Source organism: Rhodococcus sp. AB351 (assembly GCF_049538275.1).
Lineage (GTDB): Bacteria > Actinomycetota > Actinomycetes > Mycobacteriales > Mycobacteriaceae > Rhodococcus.
In genome coordinates, this window is the sequence record NZ_JBMVFW010000005.1 from 41,282 (window position 1) to 64,133 (window position 22,852).

Genomic DNA, 22,852 nt, shown 5'->3' on the forward strand with positions numbered 1-22,852 from the left:
ACGAGAGAGCAGCGGGTTCCAGCGTGAGCACCTACGGCGACCAGGCACGGCGAGCACTACTCGACTCCGCGGAGGAACTGTTCGCGACCTACGGCGTCGACGGGGTCTCGAACCGGCGCATCGCCGAGCACGCGGGCAACGCGAACCACTCGGCCGTCAACTACCACTTCGGGAGCAGGGACGAACTCGTCCGCGCGATGGTCACCCGCTACGCCGAGGACACCCGCCGACGACGAGCCGAACTCGTCGGCCTGCTCGGCCCCGAACCGGGACTGCGCGACTACCTGAGCTGCCTCGTCGTCCCGTTCACCGATCAGCTCGCATCGATGCCCGTCCCCAGTTGGCGCGCCCGGTTCCTCCGACAGCTCCGGACGGTCCCCTCGATGGTCGACATCGTGGGCCGCAGCGTCGTCGAGGATCCCCATCTGGACGCTCTGATCGAACGGGCCAGGGCGTGCGTCGCCGACATCCCCGACGGTGTGATCACCGGTCGGTCGTGGCTGCTGGGGAAACTCGTCGTGGACGCGTGCGCCGACTACGAAGCACGGCTCGAACGGGAACGGGTGGAACCCGACTGGACGGGTTTCGCCCTGTTCCTCGTCGATGCGATCGCCGGAATGTTCGAAGCGCCGGTGACGAGCGTGGGCGATTTCCTCGGCTCGCGCACCGTCTCCGCATGGCCGTGACAGGTCAGACCGCGGCGAGGACCTCGCGCAGTTCCGTCGCCGTCGTCACCGGCCGATCGCACACGAAACCCCTGCACACATAGGCCGCGGACGCTCCGTCGACGAGCGGCCGACCGTCGAGCAGCGGCGACGAGTCCGGTTCGCCACCCACGACGACCGCTCCCCCGGGCGCGATCCGGCGCGCGAGGTCCAAGAGTTCGCCCCCACCCACGACGGCGACCTGCAGCGGACCGCGCACCGACGCCTCGGCCACGGTCAGCCAGTGCCCTCCGGCACGCGGCGCCTTCTCGAGCAGGATCGACGCCGCCGACAGCGACAGCGCGGCGGCGTCGGCGTAGCGGGGGTCGTCGTGCACGAGCGCGGACAGACCGAGCAGCGCCTCGGCGATCAGCGAGGCCCCCGACGGCGTCGCCCCGTCGACCGGATCGCGCGGCCGGGCGACCAGCGATTCGGCGTCGTGCGCGGTGTCGAACCAGCTCCCTGGACGATCCGGATCCGCGAACTGCGTGAGCGCGACGTCGGCGAGTTCTCGCGCGCGCTCGACCCAGCTCCTGTCCCCGGTCCCCTGATGGACGGCGAGCAGTGCGGTGACGAGCGCTCCGTAGTCCTCGAGCACGCCCGAGGGAGATCCGACGACACCTCCGAGCGACGCGCGGCGCAGTCGTCCGTCGACGAGGTGCCGGTCGAGCAGGAACCGCGCGCACCTCGCCGCAGCGTCGATCCAGGCGGGTTCGCCCAGTGCGACGCCGGCCTCGGCCAGTGCGGTGATGGCGAAGCCGTTCCAGGCGGTGACGACCTTGTCGTCGCGCCCGGGTTGCGCGCGATCCTGCCGGGCCGCGAACAGGCGGGCCCGCACGTCGGCGAGACGGGTCGGATCGTCGGGCTCGTCGAGCAGCTGCAACACCGAGGTGCCGTGCTCGAAGGTGCCGCCGGGAGTGACGGTGAAGGCCTCCGCGGCCCACCGGCCGTCCTCCGCGCCGAGCACCTCGACGAGCTGGTCGGGAGTCCACACGTAGGTCAGGCCCTCGACCCCGTCTGTGTCGGCGTCGAGCGCCGAGGCGAATCCGCCGTCCGTGGTGAGCAGGTCGCGTAGCAGGAACTCGGCGGTCTCCCGGGTGACCCGCGTCGGCAGTTCCGCGCCGGTCACCCGCGCGAGGTGCGCGTACAGCCGCAGGAGCAGCGCGTTGTCGTAGAGCATCTTCTCGAAGTGCGGCACCGTCCAGGCGACGTCGACGCTGTAGCGGGCGAAACCGCCACCGAGCTGGTCGTAGATCCCACCTCGCGCCATCGCGTCGGTCGTGCGCTCGACGAGACCGAGCGTGTCGGCGGAGCGCGTGCGCTCGTATCCGCGCAGCAGACCCTCGAGCAGGTTGGACGGCGGGAACTTGGGTGCACCCCCGAAGCCACCGTGTTCGCGGTCCTCGTCGGTGGCGATCGCAGCGGCTGCCGCGTCGAGTAGGGGCGCCTCGACGGCGGCTTCCCCGACGGGCAGTCCCCCGCTGCTGCGACGGAGCTCGGTGGCCACGGCGTCTGCGGCCTGCGTGACCTCGTCGCGACGGTTGCGCCAGGTCTCGGTGATGGCCTCGAGCAGTTGGACGAAGGACGGCATGCCGCCGCGCGGCGTGTTCGGGTAGTACGTGCCGCAGTAGAAAGGGGAACCGTCCGGGGTGAGGAAGCAGGTCATCGGCCACCCGCCCTGACCGGCCATGGCGACGGTCGCGTTCATGTAGACCGCGTCGATGTCCGGCCGTTCCTCGCGGTCGACCTTGATGCACACGAAGTTCTCGTTCATGACGGCGGCGGTGGCCTCGTCCTCGAACGACTCGTGTGCCATGACATGACACCAGTGGCAGGCCGCGTACCCGATCGACAGCAGGATCGGCACGTCGCGCTCGCGCGCCTCCGCGAGCGCGACGTCGCCCCATTCCTGCCAGTGGACCGGATTGTCGGCGTGCTGCCTCAGATAAGGGCTCAGGGCGTCGGCCAGTCGGTTCGCCATGCCCCCACGCTACGGAAGGAGCATCGTCGGTGACGGCCGGTCGTCAGCTTCCCTTGGTGGGTTCCGGACGTTCCGGACCGGTGGCCTTCGTGCCGCCGGCCTTCTCCTCCTCGGCACCGCCGGGGATCGCACCCGGCAGCGTGCCGTCGTCCACGGCCTGGTCGGGCTCGGGGTGCTCCGGCTGGAAGTTCTCGGGCAGCTTCTTCAGCCGCTTGTTCATGTTCCAGATCAGCAGAGCGGTCGCGACCAGCAGGACCACCACGATGGCCAGTCCGAGCGGGGACGCCTTGCCGAACTCGGGGCCGGTCGGCTCCTGAGCCAGAATCTCGACGGCCAGAACATCGACCGCGAGCGTGCCTATCGTCATTTGCCCTGTCCGTCCTCGATGCCCGCGAACAGATCCGTCTCGGGAAGCTCCGTGCTCACGCGGGTCTTGGCCAACTCGAACTCCTCGGTCGGCCACACCTTCTGCTGGATGTCCAACGGCACCGCGAAGAACGATCCGTTGGGGTCGATCTGGGTGGCGTGGGCCCGCAGCGCGTCGTCGCGCTTCGGGAAGTAGTCGCCACAGGTGATCTGGGTGGTCACGCGCCCCATGATGTCGCCCTGCTCGGTGCGCCACTTGCTGAGCCACTGCTCCATCGGGAAGGGCTCCCCGCGACGCTCGTACTCCTCGCGGAACAGTTCGAGCCGCTTACGGATGAACCCGTGCGAGTAGTAGAGCTTGCTCACCGCCCAGGGCTCGCCCAGCTCGGGGTGGAAATCCGGATCCGCGGCCGCTTCGTAGGCCGCGACCGACACCTCGTGGCACCGGATGTGGTCGGGGTGCGGGTAGCCGCCGTTCTCGTCGTAGGTGGTCATGACGTGGGGGCGGAACTCGCGCACCGACTGCACGAGCCGGCGGACCGGTTCGTCGAGCGGGATCGCCGCGAAGCAGCCCTCCGGCAGCGGAGGCTTCGGGTCGCCCTCGGGCAGTCCGGAGTCGACGAAGCCGAGCCACTGCTGCCGCACCCCGAGGATGCGGGCCGCCTCGGCCATCTCCTCCTGGCGCACCTCGCTCATGCGCTCACGGATGCCGGGCACGTCCATGGCGGGATTCAGGATGTCGCCGCGCTCTCCGCCCGTGAGCGTGACCACCAGGACCTCGTGCCCCTCGGCCGAGTACCGGGCCATCGTGGCCGCGCCCTTGCTCGACTCGTCGTCGGGATGGGCGTGCACGGCCATGAGCCGTAGTCCGCTCACGTGTATTCCTCCACCTCACGTCGTCTGCTTCGCCGGAACCGACCCTGCGCCCGCGTCGCGGTCGCTTCGGATCCGTCCTCTATAGTTCCACCTGATAATTCCGACGTCAGCCGTGACCCTGCGGCGACGCCCGATCCATCGTTCCGCTGTGAAAGCAAAGTGATGAGCAACACCGTGCCCACCGACCGGTACCCCTCCTCCCGGTACCCCGGACCCCGCGTGTCGACACGCGGCAAGCGCTGGGGTTTCACCATCGCCGGTCTGCTCGCGGGGCTCGTCGTGGCGTTCGTTCTGTTCCAGAACAACTCGGCTCCGATCGAGTCGGAGGTCGTCGCCTTCGAGATCATCGACGACAGCACCATCGACATCCAGCTCAAGGTCACGCGCGACGATCCGTCCGAGGACGCCGTCTGCATCATCCGGGCCCGGTCGAAGGACGGCAGCGAGACCGGACGGCGCGAGGTGCTCATCCCGGCATCCGATTCGCAGACGGTCGTGCTGACCTCCACGGTCAAGACGTCACAACGCCCCGGAATGGGCGACACCTACGGCTGCGCCACCGAGGCCCCCGAGTACCTCCGCGCACCCTAGGAACCTGCCGCGACCAGCGTCTTCCTGCGCTTTCCCGGAGCAGCGACGGGAGTGATGCTAAAATAGCCGGATACACGGTTCCACCCTTTGGGGCCGTGTATTGCTGCATAAGAGCATCAACAGACAGTACGACTTCCGTTCAGCCTGACAACAAGGGGGGACGACGGGGGTCGTGCTGTCGCGGTCGTTGCATGTGCACGACTTGTCCACGGAGCCGGGGGCTCCAACCCGAAGGAAGTGATCGAGGATGACCGAGACCCAGGTGACCTGGCTGACGCAGGAGTCGTACGACCGGCTCAAGGCCGAGCTGGACCAGCTCATCGCGAATCGTCCTGTCATCGCCGCCGAGATCAACGAGCGTCGCGAGGAAGGCGACCTCAAGGAGAACGGTGGCTACCACGCAGCCCGTGAGGAACAGGGCCAGCAGGAAGCCCGTATCCGTCAGCTCCAGGAGCTGCTGGGCACCGCCAAGGTCGGCGTCGCTCCGACCGAGTCGGGTGTCGCCCTCCCCGGTTCCGTCGTCACCGTCTACTACGCCGGCGACGAGACCGACACGGAGACGTTCTTGATCGCGACCCGCGAGGAAGGCGCCCGCAACAGCGAGCTCGAGACCTACTCCCCCAGCTCGCCCCTCGGTGGCGCCCTGATCGACGCGAAGGTCGGCGAGACCCGCGAGTACACGCTGCCCAACGGCAACACCATGAAGGTGACCCTGGTGAGCGCTGAGCCCTACCGCGGCTGATCCCTCCGCAGACGAAGGCCCGACCGGATTCTCCGGTCGGGCCTTTCGCGTGTTCACGGCAGGTATCAGAAGATGCGCCGCGCCTTCATATCGGGGAAGACCGGCCCCACCCGCACGACGTCGCCGGTGGTGGGTGCGTGCACCATCTGCCCGCCGCCGATGTAGATGGCGACGTGACCCGGTCCGCCGGCCTGCCAGTTGCCGAACAGCAGGTCGCCGGGGCGTGCCGCGTACAGCGGCACCTCGGTGCCGATGTGCCACTGTGTCTCGGACGTGCGCGGCAGCGTGATGCCCGTCGCAGCGAAGACCGCGTACGACGTCAGGCCCGAGCAGTCGAAGCCGCCGCCGGACGGCCCGTTGATGTTGCCGCCACCCCAGACGTACGGCAGGCCGAGGTACTTGAACGCCAGGTCGACGATGCGATTGCCGATGTCGCCGGCCCCGCCTCCGATGCCCAGACCCAGGAACGGCGAGAGCATGCGGGCGAAGACGTGCTCGGTCGCGCGGATCTTCGCGACGTAGGGCTTCGTCTGGTTCTCGTAGTCGGGATGACCGGACGGCATGCCACCCGAGCGTTTCACCGCGCCGACGCCGGCGTTGTAGGCCGCGAGGGTCAGATCGAGGGTGTCGCCCTCGACCAGACCGCGCTTCTTCCAGTCGTCGATGAGCTTGTAGTTGTCGCACAGGAGGTTGCCCGACGCCATGACCGGGTCGGCGATACCGAGGACGTCGGCCTTGCCGTCACCGTCGGCGTCCTTGCCGTACTGGTCCCAGGTGCCGGGCATGAACTGTCCCGGACCGCGGGCGCCGACCGGCGAGACCGGCGCGGTCGGGCCGTACCGGAAACCGTTCTCGGCGGAGTAGAGGGCCGCGAGGACCGGCGCGGAGATCCCGTCGCACAGTTCCCCGGCCTTCTTCAGCCACGGCGCGAACACGGCGATCGCACCGATGGGTGCGAGTCGCGTTCCGGGAAGGATCGCCGGGATCGACGGCAGTGCGATCCCGGTGCCGGGGATCGTGGGACCCGGTTGCGGGTTCCCGACCGCGCCGCTCGCCGGCGGTTGGACCGGTATCCCGAAGGGCCCGGGCCGGGCGGCCGGCGGTTCGGGCGCCAGCGCGGGCGGAGCCGCTTCCGGATCGGCGGGGTGCAGTGCCGCGGCCGCCTCCTCGGGCAGATGCGGCTCGATCGCCCCCGCGACCGCCGTCGTCGCATCCGCGACCGCCTGTTGGGCTCCCTGCTGCATCGGCTCCGGCAACGACGCGACGAAACTCGCCACGTCCGTGTCGGCGTTCTCCGCAGTTGCCTCGAACGACTCGATCGCCCCGTTGATCTGATCCTTGATCTCTGCTGGTAAGTCCACACCCTGAACGAGCGCACTTGCTGCCGTAGCCACTGCCACGATGACCGCAGACGGGTCCACCGACATCCGCTACCCCCACATCCATCCATCAACCGCTCTCACCGTAGCTGTGAGGTCGATCACCAGTACGGCTTCCGGATGTTCTTATCACATATATTCAGGAACACGTTCTAGTACTGGGACCAGTGGGATCCGTGTTTCCCGAGTGACCAGAGTTACGGTTCCGGATAGAAGTCCGCAGCATCGGGATGGGTCAGGACGTCCATGATGTCCACCGGATCGACCGTGCCCTCGGCGAGCAGCGCCACGAGCGTGTCCCGCTGGTCCTCCGTCACCGGTTCGCAGCCGCCGGGCATCACCCATCGGCCCTCACCCACCGGCATCACGCGGGCGCACAGCAACGTACCGGCAGGCACCTCACCTGCGAGCCAGGGCGCGGACACCTCGACCACCCGATCGCTGCGCACGTCGCGCAGCGTGAGCGACTCCTCCGGCGCACTCGCCTCGACCTCGAAGACCGAACGCTCGACCGCCAGCCACGAGCGGGCGAGCTCCGCCTCGTCCTCGGGAAGCAACTCCCCGCGACGCTCGACGAAATCCGCGAACGCGCCGGCATCGAAGAGCAGGACGTCCTCGACGAGCGGATCGGCCACGGCCTCGGCCACAGCATCGTCGTCCCCGTAGCCCGAGCGGGCCTCCGCCAGCGCGACCCGCTGTTCCGCCCATCCGGGTTCCAGGGCGTGCATGGCCGCCTTCATGTACAGCCAGTCGGACCGGTCCTCGAGCGAGTGGTCGGCGCGCCCGAGATGGCACGCCTTGTACTTGCGGCCCGACCCGCACCAGCAGCGGTCGTTGCGGCCGAGCCCCGGGACCTCCTTCGGCCGGTACCGTTCGAGCACTTCGTGGAGGGGATGTTCGTCACCGCCCGGCACCCGAGCGAGCAGGGACAGCCCCCGGATCGCGTCCCCGCGATCGGAGGCGAAGCGCGCGAGGTCGAACAACGGCAGGTCGAAGGCGGAGTCGAGGTCGGCCGAACGCTCGTAGTGCCGTTCGGCTTCCGTGAGGCGTCCGGTCGATTCGGCCGCGCGACCGGCGATCCAGTGCGCCGCCCCCGCCGCGCGTCGCGGCGCATGGTCGAGCAGCCACAGCGCGGCCTGTTCGATCGCCTCGGGCGCGAGTTTCTCCCCCACCAGTTCGTCGTAGACGGTCTCGGCGATCTCGGGATCGGACAGCACCGAGTACAGACCGGATTTCCCCACGGCGAAACGCTCGTCGAGTTCGGCGTCGTCGCCGCGTTCGAGGGCTTCGACCAGCGACGCGAACAGGGCCACGCCGGGCACGGCGTCGACGGGGATCCCGAGCTGTTCGGCATAGATCTCGAACATCGCCCGGTCGGAGTATCCGTCGAAGTCGAAACCGTTCGGTGCCACCAGGTCTCCGCTGCGGGCCAGACCGGCTCCGGCGAGCAGTTCCCCGAGGGGCAGGGACGGCGTGGAGAACGCGTCCGGCGTGTCGGCGAGCACGTCGAGGAAGGCGCCCTCGAGGCTCGCCACCTGCTCGCGGGCGATGGTCTGTTCGAGCGCGTGCACGAATTCACTCTCACTGCTCCGGACTTCGTCGTCGATCGGAGCGAACGACAGACGACCGTCCCGCGCGGTGAGCGCGAGCAGATCTCCCGGCTCGTGACCCGACAGTGCCTCTTCGGGAAAGACGATCGTCTCCTTGCGGAAGATTCCACCCGAATCCGTATCGTTCTGCGCGGCAGCAGCTTCGGATCCACCGGGCTGCACGAGATCGAACTCGTCGTCGTCGGAGACGAGCAGCAGGAGCGGTTCGATGTCGTCGACCGGGATCGCGTGCCGATCGAGTTCGTCCGCGGTGAGTCGGTGTGTCAGCGTCCTGCCCTCGAACAGCGCATCTGTCGCCGCGACACGGTCGTCGGACAACCACATCAGCAGCGGATGCGGTTCCGACTGTTCGAGATCGATCATCACCTGCTCGGCGGAGCCGAATCCGTGCTCCTCGAGATGATCGGCCACCTCGTCGATCGTCATGGGTCCGTGGCTCCGTACCGTATCGAGCACGGTGTCCCACAGGGCGGATTCGGGATGTTCGCTGTCCGTCACCACGTGATCGTACGGCCCCCGGCAGTGCTTCCGGGGGCTATGCGGTTCCTTCCGCAGGTCGCCGTCACGCGTCACGCATCGCAGGCGGCCTTCAGTCGGGTTCGGGCCCAGCCGGCCAGCGGGGTCGGGGTCGTGGTGGTGTAGTCGCGCGGGTTCTCCGGCACGAATCCGTCCCGGATGCCGGCCGTCATGTCGACGATCGCCGCCACCTGCTGCGGAGTCAGTCCGGCACCTTCCAGTTCGGCGCGGACGTCGTCGTCGGAGACCTGCCGGACGGTGACGGAGCGATCCAGCACTTCGCCGAGCACGGCCGCGACCTCCCGGAAGGACAGATCTTCCGGACCGTGCACCGCCTGGACGTGCCGTCCGTGCCAGTCGGAGGAGAGCAGCCGGGCGGTCGCGACGGCGGCGATGTCCTCGGGCGCCACCCACGGGAGCGGGCGGTCGACGTCCATCGCCGTCGTGAGCGTGCCGCCCAGGATCGAATCGAGGTCGAACAGCAGATTGGTGAAGAAGTACCCGCAGCGCAGGTGGGTCACGTCGATGCCCAGCTCGTCGAGGGCGGTCTCGGTGAGGGCGAGCCCGTCGATGTCGCCCATCCCCCGTCTGCGTTCGGCACCGCCGCTCGACTGGAAGACGACCCTGCGGATCCCGTTGGTGCGGACGGCCGCGACGAGACTCTCGGTGGCCAGCCGGTAACCGTCGAGCGGATCGGGCAGGGAGGTCGGTGGGTCCACCCAGTACAGGGCGTCGACCCCCTCCGTGGCTTCGACGACCGAGTTCGCATCCAGTTGGTCCACGCGAACGGCGTCGACGTATTCGCGTACATCGGAGGACAGGGCGGACGGATGCCGGAGCAGGACGCGGGGACGGAGGCCGGCCTGCACGACCAGCCGTACGACATGGCGCCCGACGTTCCCGGTCGGTGTGGTGATGGCAACGGTCATGGCTCCGACTCTTCCGAAACGGAGGGCGACGCGTCGATGTTTTTCCCGATCGAAACGAGAAGAAGGCGCCCTTCGGGACGCCTTCTTCTCGTGTCTTCTACGACCGGTGTGTCAGCCGAGCGCCTGTTCGACGTCGGCGAGCAGGTCGGCGGCATCCTCGATGCCCACCGACAGCCGGACGAGATCCTCCGGGACCTCGAGCAGCGACCCGGCGGTGGAGGCGTGGGTCATCGCACCCGGATGCTCGATGAGCGACTCCACGCCACCGAGCGACTCGGCGAGGGTGAAGATCTCGGTGCGCTTGCAGAAGTCCAGCGCGGCCTGGCGGCCACCGGCGAGGCGCACGGAGATCATGCCGCCGAAACGGCGCATCTGCTTGGCCGCGTACTCGTGGCCCGGATGCGATTCGAGACCCGGGTACAGCACCTTGCTCACGGCCGAGTGGCCCGACAGGAAGTCGACGAGCTTCTCGGCGTTGTCGGAGTGCTTCTCCATCCGCACCGCGAGCGTCTTGATGCCGCGCAGCGTGAGGAAGGCGTCGAACGGGCCCGGCACGGCACCCGCACCGTTCTGCAGGAACGCGAAGGCGGCGTCGAGCTCCTCGTCGTTCGTCACCAGCGCGCCACCGACGACGTCGGAGTGACCACCGATGTACTTGGTGGTCGAGTGCAGCACGACGTCAGCGCCGAAGGTGAGCGGCTGCTGCAGGTACGGCGACGCGAAGGTGTTGTCGACGACGATCTTGGCACCACCCTCGTGCGCGATGTCGGCGAGTGCCGAGATGTCGCCGATGTTGAGCAGCGGGTTGGTGGGCGTCTCCACCCACACGAGCTTGGTGTTCGGGCGCACCGCCGCGCGCACCTCGTCGGCGTCGTTGATCGCGGCCGGGGTGTACTCGATCCCCCACTGCGTGAACACCTTGTCGATGAGGCGGAAGGTGCCGCCGTAGGCGTCGTTGGGGATGACGAGGTGGTCGCCCGGACGCAGCACCGAACGGAGCAGGCAGTCGGTGGCGGCCATGCCCGAGCCGAACGCCCGGCCGTAGGTGCCGTTCTCGAGCGCGGCGAGGTTCGCCTCGAGGGGACGACGGGTGGGGTTGCCGGTGCGGGCGTACTCGAAGCCGCTGCGCATCTCGCCGACGCCGTCCTGGGCGAAGGTCGACGACGCGTAGATCGGCACGTTGACGGCACCGGTCTGGGGGTCGGGCTCGTACCCGGCGTGGATGGCGCGGGTCGCGAAACCGTGCTGGTTCTGGTCTGTCATGAAGATCTGTGTCCTATCGGCCTTGAGAGATGAATCCGAGCAGGTCGTGGCGGGTGATGACGCCGACGGGCTTGCCGTCGTCGATCACCATGAGCGCATCGGTGTCGCCGAACGCCTTCGTGGCGGCGTCGATCGATTCGCCCACGCCGATGTTCGGCAGCGGCGGGCTCATGTGCTTCTCGACCGGATCGGCGAGATGCGCGCGACCCTCGAAGACCGCGCTGAGCAGTTCGCGCTCACTGACCGAACCGGCCACCTCACCTGCGGTGACGGGCGGCTCGGCACCCACGACCGGCATCTGCGAGACGCCGTACTCGCGGAGGATCTCGATGGCGTCGCGCACCGTCTCGGACGGGTGGGTGTGCACGAGGTCGGGCAGGTCACCGCTCTTGCCGCGCAGCACGTCGCCGACGGTGGAGTCGTCGGGCTTGCCGTCGAGCGGAGCGCGGAGGAAGCCGTAGCTGGCCATCCACTTGTCGTTGAAGATCTTCGACATGTAGCCGCGACCACCGTCGGGCAGCAGCACGACGACGACCGCGTCGGGGCCCTCACGCTCGGCGACCTGCAGTGCGGCGACGACGGCCATGCCGCACGAACCGCCGACGAGCAGGCCTTCCTCGCGGGCGAGACGACGGGTCATCTCGAACGAGTCGGCGTCGGAGACCGCGATGATCTCGTCCGGGATCGACGGGTCGTAGGCGGAGGGCCAGAAGTCCTCACCGACACCTTCGACGAGGTACGGCCGGCCGGTGCCGCCCGAGTACACCGAGCCCTCGGGATCGACGCCGACGACCTTCACCGCACCGTTGGAGACCTCCTTGAGGTACCGGCCGGTGCCCGAGATGGTGCCGCCGGTGCCGACGCCCGCCACGAAGTGCGTGATCTTGCCGTCGGTGTCGTTCCAGATCTCCGGGCCGGTGGTCTCGTAGTGGCTCGCCGGGCCACCCGGGTTGGAGTACTGGTTCGGCTTCCAGCCGCCGGGGAGCTCGCGGGCGAGACGGTCGGAGACGCTGTAATAGCTGTCGGGGTGCTCCGGCGGGACGGCGGTCGGGCACACGACCACCTCGGCGCCGTAGGCTCGCAGCACGTTGCGCTTGTCCTCGCCGACCTTGTCGGGACACACGAACACGCACTTGTAGCCGCGCTGCTGCGCGACCAGGGCCAGGCCGATGCCGGTGTTGCCGGAGGTGGGCTCGACGATCGTCCCGCCCGGCTTCAGTTCGCCCGACGCTTCGGCCGCATCGATCATCTTCACCGCGATGCGGTCCTTGGAGCTACCGCCGGGATTGAGGTATTCGATCTTCGCCGCTACGAGCCCCGATCCGGGTTTCACCACCGTGTTGAGCTTGACGAGGGGGGTGTTTCCGATGAGGTCGATGACGGAATCCGCAATGCGCATGACTCCATGTTCCCACGTCGTGACTTTCCGGCAGGGTGACGGTGTACACCCCCTCGGAAACGCCTCCGGCAAACACCCCGGCGAAACGACGAAGACCCCGGACCGTGGTCCGGGGTCTTCGTGGCGTACTGCTAGTCGTTCTGGAAGTAGCTGAGCAGTCGCAGGATCTCGACGTACAGCCACACCAGGGTGACGGTCAGGCCGAGGGCGACACCCCAGGCGGCCTTCTCCGGGGCCTGTGCGCGGATCAGCTGATCTGCGGAGTCGAAGTCCAGCAGGAAGCTGAACGCCGCGATGCCGATGCACACGAGGCTGAAGATGATGGCGATCGGGCCGCCGTCGCGCAGGCCCAGGCCACCGTCGATGAAGAAGCCGGCGATGAGGTTGCCCAGCGCCAGGACCAGGACACCGACGAGGGCGCCGACGATCATGCGGGTCAGGCGCGGCGTGACGCGGATGGCGCCGGTGCGGTACACGACGAGCATGCCGAAGAACACGCCGAAGGTACCGAGGACGGCCTGCGCGATCAGGGTCGCGCCGCCCGCGCCACCGAACGTGATGTCGGTGAACATGAACGACAGCGCGCCGAGGAAGAAGCCTTCCGCCACCGCGTAGGCGAGGACGATCGCCGGGTTGTCCATCTTGCGGCCGAACGTCGCGACCAGCACGAGGACGAGACCGATCAGACCGCCGCCGATGACGAACGGAGCTGCCAGGCCGACGTTGGAGTTGACCAGCACGTAGGAGATGAGTGCCGAGACGGCGAGCACACCGAGCGTGATGCCGGTCTTGGTGACGACGTCGTCGATGGTCATCGTCCGCTGGTCGGTGGGGCGTGCCCACGGATCCGTCTGCGGCTGACCGAATTGCTGAGTGACCTGCGCGGCGCCCGCCGTCGCAGAGCCGAACGTGGCGTATCCGCCGCCCTCTTGCTTGGGCAGGTTGCGGAACACCGGGTTACTGGTGGTGCGCACCGTGCACTTCCCTTCTCGTGGTCGCTTCTGTCCGTTCAACGAGGCAGTGACCTCACGAGTTCCCGTTTTGTCGAGAAAGCTCGGACGAAACGGACTCTACCGGCTCCGCACCGACCGGGTCACGGTGAACTTGCGGTTGCGTCCCTCGACGCGGGTCGGCCCGACGATGCGCATCAACGCGGGGCGGTAGTCGAGATGGCGGTTGTAGACCGTCCACGTCTGTCCTCCCGGGCGGAGGATCCGGGCCGCGGCGTCGAACATCTTGTGGGCCGCGCCGGTGTGCACAGCGGCGCCGATATGGAAGGGCGGATTGCACACCACGAGGTCGACCGACCCCGCAGCGATCGTGCTCGCGGCGTCGTCGCGGAGCGTGTCGATCCGGTCGGCGAGCCCGTTCGCGGCGGCCGTCTCCGCGGCGGAGGCGACGGCGGCGGCGGATTGATCGGTCGCGATCACCCGGATCTCGGGCAGCTGCCGGGCGAGCATCGCGGCGAGGATGCCGGTGCCGCAGCCGAGGTCCACGGCGAGCCTCGCGTCCGTGTCGTTGCGAGGCAGTCCGAGATCCGGGAAGTGATCGAGGAGGAAGCGGGTGCCGATGTCGAGGCGCGGGCCGGCGAAGGCGGCTCCGTGCGCGACGACGGTGAGGTCGAGTTCGTCGAGCCGCTCGCGGACGGGATACGAGGCCGGTCCGGGAGTTGCTCTGCGCGCGGTGAGCACCCGCGACTTCTGTCGTCCCCGGGACGCGCGCACCTCGGCGAAGGACGCACCGAGGACGTCGTTCATCGCGAGGCCGATGTGCTTGTCGCGGCCACCGGCGAACACGACGACCTCGGGGTCGGCGTGGCGGGCCACGGTCTCGGCGATCTCGGTCAGTGCCGAGAGCGAACGGGGAAGGCGCAGCAGCACCACCCGGGCGCCGGTGAGCAGGTCGGCGTCGAGTCCGCACGAACGGTAGCGGTCGGTGAGATCCTCACGCTCGGCGTTCGCAGCGAGGGCGCGCTCGGCCACCACCGAGTCCTGATGCACCCGGATCCGCTCCGCGCCGAACCGGACGGCCGCACCCAGGGTCAGGGCGCCGTACTGGTCGTCGACGATCACGACCGTGCCCGGCGCGGCGGACTCCAGGGCGGGAGCGGCTTCGTCGAGGAGCAGGCGATCGGCCCCGTCGACGGCGAACAGGTTGGGCGCTTCCACATCCGGGAAGCGCCTCAACCTGTCGTACAACTCGTCGATCAACACTCGACCGTCAGCACTCGCCCTTTCCGGCGTTCTCGATGGCACGCAGGGTGTCGGCCTGCTCCTCTTCGCTGAGGTCCTGCCAGGCCGGGAGCTGCTGCTGGGCGTCGGCGACGGCCTGGGCCGCGGCCGCGCGGTCCTGGCCCCACTCCTCGAGCTCGTCGAGGTAGGGCAGCAGAGCCTCGCAGTTCTCCTCGTAGCTCTTGCCGAGTTCGACGCTGGTACCCGAGGTGCCGGCCTCCGCCGAAGCCGAGGTGGTCGTCGTGGTGGTGGTCTCCTCGGCCGAGTCGGATCCGTCCGAGGATCCACACGCCGCCGCAAGCAGGACCACACCTGCACCGAACAGCGCCGCGAGAGTCTTCTTCATCTATGTCCCACTTCTGGTCGCAGTGTCGTTTCGTCCGTTCCCGGTGAGGCACCGTGGTCCGGCCGGACCACGTTAGACCAGGGGCGACGCACGATCTGCAGCGGGCGTGCACATTTCGAGACTATCCTGGGGAAACGGCTTCCCGAGGTGATTGCGCCGATGACCGAGAACGATCCGGCCGCCACTCAGCGCGCGCCGATTGTCGACGTCGCAGAGACCGACATCGTGCGCGCGCTGCACGATGCCGGTTTCACCGACGCCGTGGAGATCGGCCGCGGCGGCTTCGGTGTGGTCTACCGCTGCCGGCAGGCCGAACTCGACCGCGACGTCGCGGTGAAGGTGCTGCGGCGCTCCCCCGAACCCGCCGATCTCGAACGCTTCCTGCGCGAACAACGCGCGATGGGACGACTCTCCGGCCACCCCAACATCGTCACCGTGCTGCAGGCCGGCGCGACGGACACGGGTCTGCCCTATCTGGTGATGCACTATCACCCGCACGACTCCGTCGACACCCGCATCCGGCGGCACGGTCCGATCACCTGGCCGGAAGCGGTCCGGATCGGGGTGAAGGTCGCCGGTGCGCTCGAGACGGCCCATCGTTCCGACGTCCTGCACCGCGACATCAAGCCCGGCAACATCCTGCTCACCGAATACGGCGAACCGCAGCTGACGGATTTCGGTATTGCCCGCATCGGCGGCGGCTTCCGCACCACTGCCGGGGAGATCACCGGCTCCCCCGCGTTCACGGCCCCCGAGGTGCTGCGCGGTCACGCCCCGACTCCGGCCGCCGACGTCTACGGCCTTTCCGCGACCCTGTTCGCGGCGATCACCGGTCACGCGGCCTTCGAACGGAAGGAGGGCGAGAAGATCGTCGCGCAGTTCGTGCGCATCACCTCCGAGCCCGTCCCCGACCTGCGCGGCGAGGGCATCCCCGACGACGTGTGCGAGGTCCTCGAGCGCGGCATGGCGACCGAGGCCGAGGACCGGCCGCAGACGGCCGCCGAGTTCGGCGATCTGCTCCGCGACGTCCAGCGCGCCCACAACCTGCCGATCGACGAGATGGCGCTGCCCGGGTCACCGCCGTCCGGCCCGTTCCCACCGCGTTCGGCGCCACCGGTCACGGGGCCGGCCTCCACGGTCTCCGGCCGGTCGGCCACGGTCTCGGGACGCACGGGTCCGTCCACCGCACCGTCGACCAGGTTCCGGCCGCCCTCGACGTCCCGTCCTCTGATCGAACGCAGCCGTCTGATCTCGTTCCTGCGAGCCGGGGGACGACGCCGTCTCATCGCCATCCACGCCCCCACCGGCTTCGGCAAGTCCACCCTCGCGGCGCAGTGGCGCAACGTGCTCGCCGCCGACGGCGTGCCGGTCGCGTGGTTGACGGTGGACAGCGACGACAACAACGTCCTGTGGTTCCTCGCGCACCTCGTCGAGGCCATGAAACAGATCCGGCCCGTGCTCGCACGCGAGCTCGGCCAGATCCTCGACGCGCACGGCGACGAGGCCGAACGGTACGTGCTGTGCACGCTCATCGACGAGCTGCACCGCACCGACACCGCGGCGACACTGGTGATCGACGACTGGCACCGCGTCACGTCGAAGGAAACCGTCGCCGCCCTCGAGTTCCTGCTCGACCGCGGATGCCATCACCTGCAGATCGTGGTGACGAGCCGCAACCGTTCCGGACTTCCGCTCAGCCGCATGCGCGTTCGCGACGAGTTGGTCGAGATCGATTCGACGGCACTGCGATTCGGCGTGGACGAATCGAACGCGTTCCTGCGCGACATCGGCGGGATAGACCTCGACCCCGAGGACGTGGAGGATCTCACCCGCACCACGGAAGGGTGGGCCGCGGCCCTGCAGCTCGCATCGTTGTCGTTGCGCGACAGCGACGATCCGTCGTGGCTCATCGAGAACATCACCGGCCGGCACCATGCGATCGGTGAGTTCCTCGCCGACAACGTCCTGGCCGGGCTCGAACCCCGGATGTACGAGTTCCTCCTCGCGACCAGCATCACCGAATCGATCAGCGGCAGCCTCGCCGCGGCACTCACGGGCGATCCGCGCAGCCAGGCGATGCTCGAGGAGGCCGAGGAACGCGACCTGTTCCTGCGGCACGTCGACGACGAACGCGTGTGGTTCCGCTATCACCACCTGTTCCTCGACTTCCTGCGGCGACGTCTCGAACGCGACCATCCCGGCGAGGTCGCGGATCTGCACCGCACCGCCGCCGACTGGTTCGCCCGCAACCGCATGCTGCAGGAGGCCGTCGATCACGCCCTCGCCGCCGACGACACCGACTTCGCCGTCGACCTGCTCGCCGACGACGGCATGTACCTGATGGAGCACGGCCACATCGCCACCCTGCTCGCCCTCATCGACAAACTGCCGCCGCGGGCAGTCGCGAACGATCCGCGCCTGCTGCTCACGCAGGCCTGGGCCAACAGTGCGCTGCTGCGACTGGACCGGTGCCGCAGAACCCTCGCAGCGGTGCGGGAACTACTCGACCGTGGGGTGCCGGACAGCTACGACGTCGAAGCACTGGGCATCGAGGCGAACGCCGTGGAGGCGTCGATCCTGATGAACTCCGATCGTATCGACGGCATCGACGAACTCATCGCGCCGTGCCTGGAGAATCCGACGTCCGTCCACCCCTGGGTGGTGGCCGCCGCAGTCGACTTCGCCTCGTACGCCGACATATTCCGCTTCGACTTCGCCTCCGCGATCCGGTGGCAGGAATGGGCGGAGCCCTACCACCGCGAGACCCGCGGGCCCTTCGCATCGATCTACGGTCAGTGCCTGTGCGGCATCGCCGCGAACGAACGGCTCGACGTCGCCGCGGCCGAGAAGTACTTCCGCACAGCGCTGCGCCGAGCGCGGCGCAACGGCGGGATCCACACCCACGGCGGACGTCTCGCCGCCGCCATGCTCGGAGAGTTGCTCTACGAACAGGGCCGGATCGCCGAGGCCGAAGCGTTGCTCGACGAGAGCAACCTTCTCGGAATAGAAGGCGGTGGAACGGATTTCCTCATCGCCCGCTTCGGTACCGCTGCCCGACTGAAGATGTTGCAGGGCAACCGGGAGGCGGCCGTCGCCCTGCTCGCCGAGGGACTGCGGGTGGCGGCCCTGCACGACCTGCCGCGCCTGCGGGCACGCATCGAGAACGAGCAGGTCCGGCTCGGACTCACGGCACCCGGAACACCGGCACGCACGATGCCGGAGGACACCACACCCCATCCGGACGGAACCGTCGAGATCACCCTCCAGATCGAGGACTCCACCGCCATCCGGCTGCTCAGCGAGAACGGGGAGCCCGAGGCAGCGGAACAGGCCGTCGACTGGGCGCGGATGTGGGTGCGGCGCACCGCCTCGCGTCCCCGCGCCCACCTGCAGGCCCACCGCCTGCTCGCCTCCTGCCTGCATGCGGCCGGACGCATCGAGGAGGCCGAGGAGACCCTGGCCGTCGTGGCCGACGCGTGCGCGGCGCGCGGGATGGTGCGCTACCTGACCGACGGTGGGCCACACGTGATCGCCACGCTCACCTCGATGCGGGAACGGATCGAGCAGGGTACGTGGCCTGACGATCGGCCACGGATCGACCTCGCGTTCGTCGACGAGGTGCTGCGATTGGTGGACACCGCGCATCGTCCTGTCGTGTGACCCCTACGGCAGAGACGTGGTGTGAACACCGCGCATCGGGGGGATCCTGCCGAAGTGACGGACCGATACGACAACTCCATCCGGACCCGACGGTGGACCCAGGGGAAACTCGTGGACGAGGGTTTCCCGCTCTCCGCCGTCTCGGAGCATCTCGCCGATCCCGAGGCCCTCGTCTGGGTGGATCTGTGGGATCCCGAGCACGCGGCCCTGCTCGAACTCGCCGAGGAATGGAATCTCGACCCGCACGCAGTCGAGGATGCGCTCGCGCACGGCGAGCGCACGAAGGCCACCCGCTACGCCACCCACACCTTCCTCACGGTGTACGCGACCCATCTGTTCCCGGATTCCGAGGACGAGGATCAGGCGCACGAGTCCCGGCTCCGCACCACGCGGATCTCCGCGTTCGTCCTGGCCCGCGGCATCGTCACCGTTCGCCGCGGCACTCCGTTCGACATCGACGAAGTGGTGCGCAGGTGGGACGAGAACACCGACCTGCTGCAGTACGGGCCGGGTGCGCTGATCCACGGTCTGCTCGACACGGTCGTCGACGGGCAGTTCGAGACCATCCAGGAACTCGACGACGCTGCCGAGGACCTCGAGGACTGCCTCTTCGAGGACGGCGCTTCCACCCGGCAGATCCAGCAACGCGTCTACCGGCTCCGCAAGGAACTCGTGCAACTCCGGCGGGTCGTGCTGCCGATGCGCGAGGTCGTCAACGCCGTCCTGCGCACCCGCGCCGAGAGCAACCACCACCCCGAGCTCGACAGCTCCTACAACGACCTCTACGACCACGTGATGCGTGCTGCGGAGTGGACCGACTCGCTGCGCGAGATGGTGAACACCGTCTTCGAGACGAACCTGTCGCTGCAGGACGCGCGCCTGAACATCGTCATGAAGAAACTGACGGGATGGGCCGCGATCATCGCGGTCCCCACCGCCGTCACCGGCTGGTACGGCATGAACGTGCCCTATCCCGGAGTAGGCGAGGCGTGGGGACTGATGAGTGGGGTCGGGATCATGGTCGTGTCGGCGATCGTGCTGTACGTGCTGTTCAAGCGCCGCGACTGGTTGTGAACCCGCGTTGCTCGGTGAACGGTTCTGTTCAGAGGAAGACGACGAGCAGCACGACGATCACGACGACCACCGCGACGGCAGCGATCACCGCACCCGCCGAACGCCGGCGCTGCACCGGCCCGTCGCGGACGAGCTCGGGATCGGCGTCGGGAGCGTCGCCGATCGGGTCGTTGTTCTCGGGACCGGAGTTGGTGGGATGCGACATCGGTCTCCTCCTGGCTGTCTGTGTCGAAGTCTGACACGGACGAGCCGGTCGTGTTCGGTTTCAGGCTGTTCGGGTCGGGTACTCCGTCAGGGCAACGTTCGATGACACAGGAGGACCCCATGGCCGACTTCGTCGACAAGGCAAAGCACAAGGCAGAAGAAGCGGGCGGCAAGATCAAAGAGAACACCGGTCAGGCGACCGGCGATCGTGATCTCGAAGCCGAGGGTCGCGGCGATCAGACCTCCAGCGGTCTGAAGCAGGCAGGCGACAAGGTCTCGGATGCCGTCGAGAACGTCAAGGACGCTTTCAAGAAGTAGCCCCTGAACTGCGCGGTGCCGGTAGTTACGACTACCGGCACCGCGCTGTTCGGGCGCTGCGCGCCGCGTCGTTCGGGTACTACGCAGCAACCCCGCTCCCAAGGGGTTGCTGCCGGGACTACTTCGAGGAGGTTCCTTCGGTGTCGTCGAAGAAGTGCCAGGTGCCGTCCTGCTCGTTCTGCGCCTCCATGCGCCAGCCGAGTTCGCTGTTGTCGGCACGCTGGTCGACGAACCAGGCGTGCGCGTCGTCCGCGCTCTCGATTTCCTTGGTATCCACGACGTTCCCGGTCGGGTCGATCACTCTGTAGGTAGCCATGCCGAGTGTCTTCCCACGCGACTCGCCGGTCAAACGTCGCGCGAACCTTCTGGTGTAGGGTGGAGACATCGTTCGGCTCGCACATGATGAGCAACCTCGCACCACAGTGCCCGAAGGTTCCGAACCGGACGTGAGAGTTCCCCGCCGCGTGTACCGCGGCCCCTCTTCTTCGCACTGCCCTACGGCCGGGGTCTACCCGGCCGCACCCGAAAGGACGGCCATGAGCCAGAACAAAGAATTCGACGGACCCCTCTTCCTCGCGCCCACCACTCCGGAGGCCGACGCCGAGACCGAACCGGTCACCGCTGTCGCCGAGGTGAGCGGCCCCCACGACTACACCTCGATCTTCTCCGCACGCGGCGCCTGATCCCGCATCATCCGGCCGCGACGCTTCCGCCTCGGTCGGCTGCGAAGTCGGCCAGCGCCTGCGACACCTGCTCGGGCCGCCCGTCGTTCTGATCGGCGGCCGCAGTGAGCACATCGATGTGGTTGTATCCGGGCAGAACCCACCTGCGTTCGTTCGGATGATCCGTCTCCGGCAACGAGATCCCACCGCTCGCCACCAACGTCACCACAGGATTGCGCGCGACACCGTCGCGGTGGAGATGACCTTCGAAACGGGTCGCCGACGCCAGGTCGAACGGAAGCTTCGACGGGAAGTACCACTCGGTGAAATCCAGTGGTGGCTCCGACAGATTCCGCGCCAGCTCCGCGATCGACGTCACCTCGCTCCCCCGATCGGTATACCGCGCCTCGTCCGGTGACGACGCCGCCGTGCCCACCTCGTCGTAGTCGAGCCACCGGTAGACGACTCCCGGATCCGCGAACACCGCCGGCGACGCCTTGGGCGCATCGCCGAAGAATCCAGACCTGAGCACCTCAGGTGTGGCGGGAACAGGAAACAGCTTGTCGCGCACGGGCGCACCGGTGATGAATCCGACGCTCGCCTGCAGGAACCCCAGCGGTTGCGAATTGTCGTCGAGGATCGCGCCGAGCACCGCCTCGTTGGTCGCATTCAACGTCCGCACATCCGGGTTGCCCGTCGCGAACATCGCGTAGTCCCCCGACAACAGAGTGCGCAACGTCCAGTCGACGTTCGGGTTGTCGGGCATGCGCGGGACGATTCCGTCGGTGCCGTCCGGGTCCAGTCGCGCGGCGAGTCCGGTGAGTGCGAGCAGATTCGTCGTCTCGGGATTGATGACGGCGGGAAGTGCCAGCACCGGCGACGCCGTCGAGATCGATCCGGAGAACGCATCGAGCGGCGCCGAGACCGCGTCCGGCACATCCGGGAGGGCGCCCCGCCCCGGGAACGGCGCTCCCGCCTCGATCACCGTATCGAGCGCGAAGTACCCACCGCACTGGTTGTAACCGGCATCGTCGGTGGTGGCGGGATCTCCGTCGAAGTCCCATTCCGCGAAGTAGCCGGTGATGAAACCGCCGAGAGAATGCCCGCCGCACAACATCTTCCGTTTCCGCAGCGCCGGGTCGGGAAGCTCGTGACGTAGCAGGTCGTACTGGTCGCGCAGCGTCTGTTCGAGTCCGACCTGCGAGAGCCACGCGACGTCGGTGCCGCTCGCGTGGCCGGCGAATCGTCGCCCGTCCACTTCGGCACCGCGGAAGTAGTAGTCGGTCGCGGTGTCGAGCGAACCCGTCCGCAGTGCCGCCCGGGTACCGGTGTGGTCCTCGAGGCAGTTCGATCGCCGGTCGAGTGCCCAGAACTCGAGGTGGGCACCGCGGGCCGCCGCCGCGACGACGGTGTTGCGCGCGACGCTCTCGAACGCACCCGCTCCCTCGAAGATCCCCGGTTGGGCGACGAGTATCCGGTCGGCGTCGGCCGAACTCTCCGGTCCGTCGGCCGACCGCCACCGCAGATACGACAGTCGGTCACATGCGGCGGGTCGTGGTCCGGCCTCCGGCGGCAGCGGTGCGGGTATCGACACCACGGACCCGAGCACTTCGCCGGCCAGCGGCGCCGACGAGGCATACGGCGCCTCGGTACGCCCGGTCGGTTGCGCCGACACCACCGGCGCCGTCAGGACACTTCCCATCGCCGCCGCAGCCAGTGCGGCGCCCATCATTGCGCGCATTCCCCATCCCCCGATCGGTTCGTGCGTATTGAACACCTCTGCGGGAGCCAGGTCTACGGAAACGGCAGAAGAAAGGGCCCGTCGGAGTTCACCGACGGGCCCTTCATCGTCCACGCAAGGGGGAGACGTGCGCAGACCGATGGCCCCTGCCGTTCGGGGGAGGTGACAGGGACCATCACTCGAAGAGTCGGGACTTTCGGCCCTTCCGTTACGGGTGAAATGTGAGGGTGACACCCTGACCTGGGCATTTCCGTAACTTC

21 protein-coding genes are annotated in these 22,852 nt (G+C 68.3%); 7 read left to right on the forward strand and 14 right to left on the reverse strand.

Annotation, left to right across the window (positions count from 1 at the left end; translation table 11 throughout):
• Window positions 1-23: 23 nt before the first annotated feature.
• Window positions 24-686 carry a TetR/AcrR family transcriptional regulator gene (locus ACPCXD_RS12535; RefSeq protein WP_088896592.1) on the forward strand — a complete coding sequence of 221 codons (663 nt, stop codon included), beginning with the start codon at window positions 24-26 and terminating at the stop codon, window positions 684-686.
• A 4-nt stretch (window positions 687-690) separates the two neighbouring features.
• Here ACPCXD_RS12535 and ACPCXD_RS12540 read toward each other — a convergent pair whose 3' ends face one another.
• Genes ACPCXD_RS12540 through mca form a run of 3 tightly spaced genes read right to left on the reverse strand, consistent with a single transcriptional unit; the run spans window position 691 to window position 3,909 of the window.
• On the reverse strand, window positions 691-2,685 hold the full coding sequence (locus ACPCXD_RS12540) for a thioredoxin domain-containing protein (protein ID WP_088896591.1): 1,995 nt from the start codon (window positions 2,683-2,685) through the stop codon (window positions 691-693).
• Window positions 2,686-2,728: 43 nt separating this feature from the next.
• A complete protein-coding gene (locus ACPCXD_RS12545; RefSeq protein ID WP_060651825.1) occupies window positions 2,729-3,052 on the reverse strand; it encodes a hypothetical protein in 324 nt (107 codons plus the stop codon).
• Entirely contained in the window at window positions 3,049-3,909 is an 861-nt protein-coding gene (gene mca, locus ACPCXD_RS12550) for a mycothiol conjugate amidase Mca (protein ID WP_106200461.1), read from the reverse strand. The genes ACPCXD_RS12545 and mca overlap by 4 nt, the downstream gene beginning before the upstream one ends.
• A 180-nt stretch (window positions 3,910-4,089) precedes the next feature.
• Here mca and ACPCXD_RS12555 point away from each other — a divergent pair, with 180 nt between their 5' ends.
• Together ACPCXD_RS12555 and greA are read left to right on the forward strand one after the other, a co-directional pair.
• Window positions 4,090-4,518, forward strand: a complete 429-nt coding sequence (locus tag ACPCXD_RS12555; RefSeq protein WP_016691271.1) for a DUF4307 domain-containing protein — start codon at window positions 4,090-4,092, stop codon at window positions 4,516-4,518.
• 247 nt (window positions 4,519-4,765) lie between these two features.
• Complete coding sequence (gene greA, locus ACPCXD_RS12560) at window positions 4,766-5,260, forward strand: transcription elongation factor GreA (protein WP_006553878.1); 495 nt, start codon at window positions 4,766-4,768, stop codon at window positions 5,258-5,260.
• 65 nt (window positions 5,261-5,325) lie between these two features.
• Here greA and ACPCXD_RS12565 read toward each other — a convergent pair whose 3' ends face one another.
• From ACPCXD_RS12565 to ACPCXD_RS12600, 8 genes are all read right to left on the reverse strand, one after another.
• Window positions 5,326-6,687: an NlpC/P60 family protein gene (locus ACPCXD_RS12565; RefSeq protein ID WP_202400335.1), complete on the reverse strand. Its 1,362-nt coding sequence runs from the start codon at window positions 6,685-6,687 to the stop codon at window positions 5,326-5,328.
• Between the two features lie 149 nt (window positions 6,688-6,836).
• Entirely contained in the window at window positions 6,837-8,747 is a 1,911-nt protein-coding gene (locus ACPCXD_RS12570; RefSeq protein ID WP_229567423.1) for an SEC-C domain-containing protein, read from the reverse strand.
• A 71-nt stretch (window positions 8,748-8,818) separates the two neighbouring features.
• Complete coding sequence (locus ACPCXD_RS12575; protein ID WP_160877101.1) at window positions 8,819-9,694, reverse strand: NmrA family NAD(P)-binding protein; 876 nt, start codon at window positions 9,692-9,694, stop codon at window positions 8,819-8,821.
• A gap of 111 nt (window positions 9,695-9,805) precedes the next feature.
• Window positions 9,806-10,957 carry a cystathionine gamma-synthase gene (locus ACPCXD_RS12580; RefSeq protein ID WP_016691268.1) on the reverse strand — a complete coding sequence of 384 codons (1,152 nt, stop codon included), beginning with the start codon at window positions 10,955-10,957 and terminating at the stop codon, window positions 9,806-9,808.
• A 13-nt stretch (window positions 10,958-10,970) separates the two neighbouring features.
• The gene (locus tag ACPCXD_RS12585) at window positions 10,971-12,356 is read right to left on the reverse strand and encodes a cystathionine beta-synthase (RefSeq protein ID WP_016691267.1); all 1,386 of its coding nucleotides are present in this window, start codon (window positions 12,354-12,356) and stop codon (window positions 10,971-10,973) included.
• Between the two features lie 131 nt (window positions 12,357-12,487).
• Window positions 12,488-13,330: a Bax inhibitor-1/YccA family protein gene (locus ACPCXD_RS12590; protein ID WP_016691266.1), complete on the reverse strand. Its 843-nt coding sequence runs from the start codon at window positions 13,328-13,330 to the stop codon at window positions 12,488-12,490.
• A 96-nt stretch (window positions 13,331-13,426) separates the two neighbouring features.
• Window positions 13,427-14,569 carry a class I SAM-dependent methyltransferase gene (locus ACPCXD_RS12595; protein WP_088896589.1) on the reverse strand — a complete coding sequence of 381 codons (1,143 nt, stop codon included), beginning with the start codon at window positions 14,567-14,569 and terminating at the stop codon, window positions 13,427-13,429.
• Window positions 14,570-14,576: 7 nt separating this feature from the next.
• Window positions 14,577-14,933: a hypothetical protein gene (locus tag ACPCXD_RS12600; protein ID WP_145692757.1), complete on the reverse strand. Its 357-nt coding sequence runs from the start codon at window positions 14,931-14,933 to the stop codon at window positions 14,577-14,579.
• Between the two features lie 159 nt (window positions 14,934-15,092).
• On the opposite strand from ACPCXD_RS12600, the gene ACPCXD_RS12605 reads away from it, so the two are divergent.
• On the forward strand, window positions 15,093-18,593 hold the full coding sequence (locus tag ACPCXD_RS12605; protein ID WP_423659806.1) for a protein kinase domain-containing protein: 3,501 nt from the start codon (window positions 15,093-15,095) through the stop codon (window positions 18,591-18,593).
• A 54-nt stretch (window positions 18,594-18,647) separates the two neighbouring features.
• Window positions 18,648-19,667: a magnesium transporter CorA family protein gene (locus ACPCXD_RS12610; RefSeq protein ID WP_229567420.1), complete on the forward strand. Its 1,020-nt coding sequence runs from the start codon at window positions 18,648-18,650 to the stop codon at window positions 19,665-19,667.
• Window positions 19,668-19,695: 28 nt separating this feature from the next.
• Here ACPCXD_RS12610 and ACPCXD_RS12615 read toward each other — a convergent pair whose 3' ends face one another.
• A complete protein-coding gene (locus ACPCXD_RS12615; RefSeq protein WP_162836410.1) occupies window positions 19,696-19,872 on the reverse strand; it encodes a hypothetical protein in 177 nt (58 codons plus the stop codon).
• Between the two features lie 119 nt (window positions 19,873-19,991).
• Between ACPCXD_RS12615 and ACPCXD_RS12620 the strand changes: the two genes are divergently transcribed.
• Entirely contained in the window at window positions 19,992-20,189 is a 198-nt protein-coding gene (locus tag ACPCXD_RS12620) for a CsbD family protein (RefSeq protein ID WP_026060957.1), read from the forward strand.
• A 118-nt stretch (window positions 20,190-20,307) separates the two neighbouring features.
• Here the strand turns inward: ACPCXD_RS12620 and ACPCXD_RS12625 are convergent, their stop codons facing one another.
• The gene (locus tag ACPCXD_RS12625) at window positions 20,308-20,505 is read right to left on the reverse strand and encodes a hypothetical protein (protein WP_006553868.1); all 198 of its coding nucleotides are present in this window, start codon (window positions 20,503-20,505) and stop codon (window positions 20,308-20,310) included.
• A gap of 220 nt (window positions 20,506-20,725) precedes the next feature.
• Here ACPCXD_RS12625 and ACPCXD_RS12630 point away from each other — a divergent pair, with 220 nt between their 5' ends.
• On the forward strand, window positions 20,726-20,872 hold the full coding sequence (locus tag ACPCXD_RS12630; protein WP_016691258.1) for a hypothetical protein: 147 nt from the start codon (window positions 20,726-20,728) through the stop codon (window positions 20,870-20,872).
• Between the two features lie 7 nt (window positions 20,873-20,879).
• Here ACPCXD_RS12630 and ACPCXD_RS12635 read toward each other — a convergent pair whose 3' ends face one another.
• Window positions 20,880-22,592: a hypothetical protein gene (locus ACPCXD_RS12635; protein ID WP_237451350.1), complete on the reverse strand. Its 1,713-nt coding sequence runs from the start codon at window positions 22,590-22,592 to the stop codon at window positions 20,880-20,882.
• Window positions 22,593-22,852 lie beyond the last annotated feature (260 nt).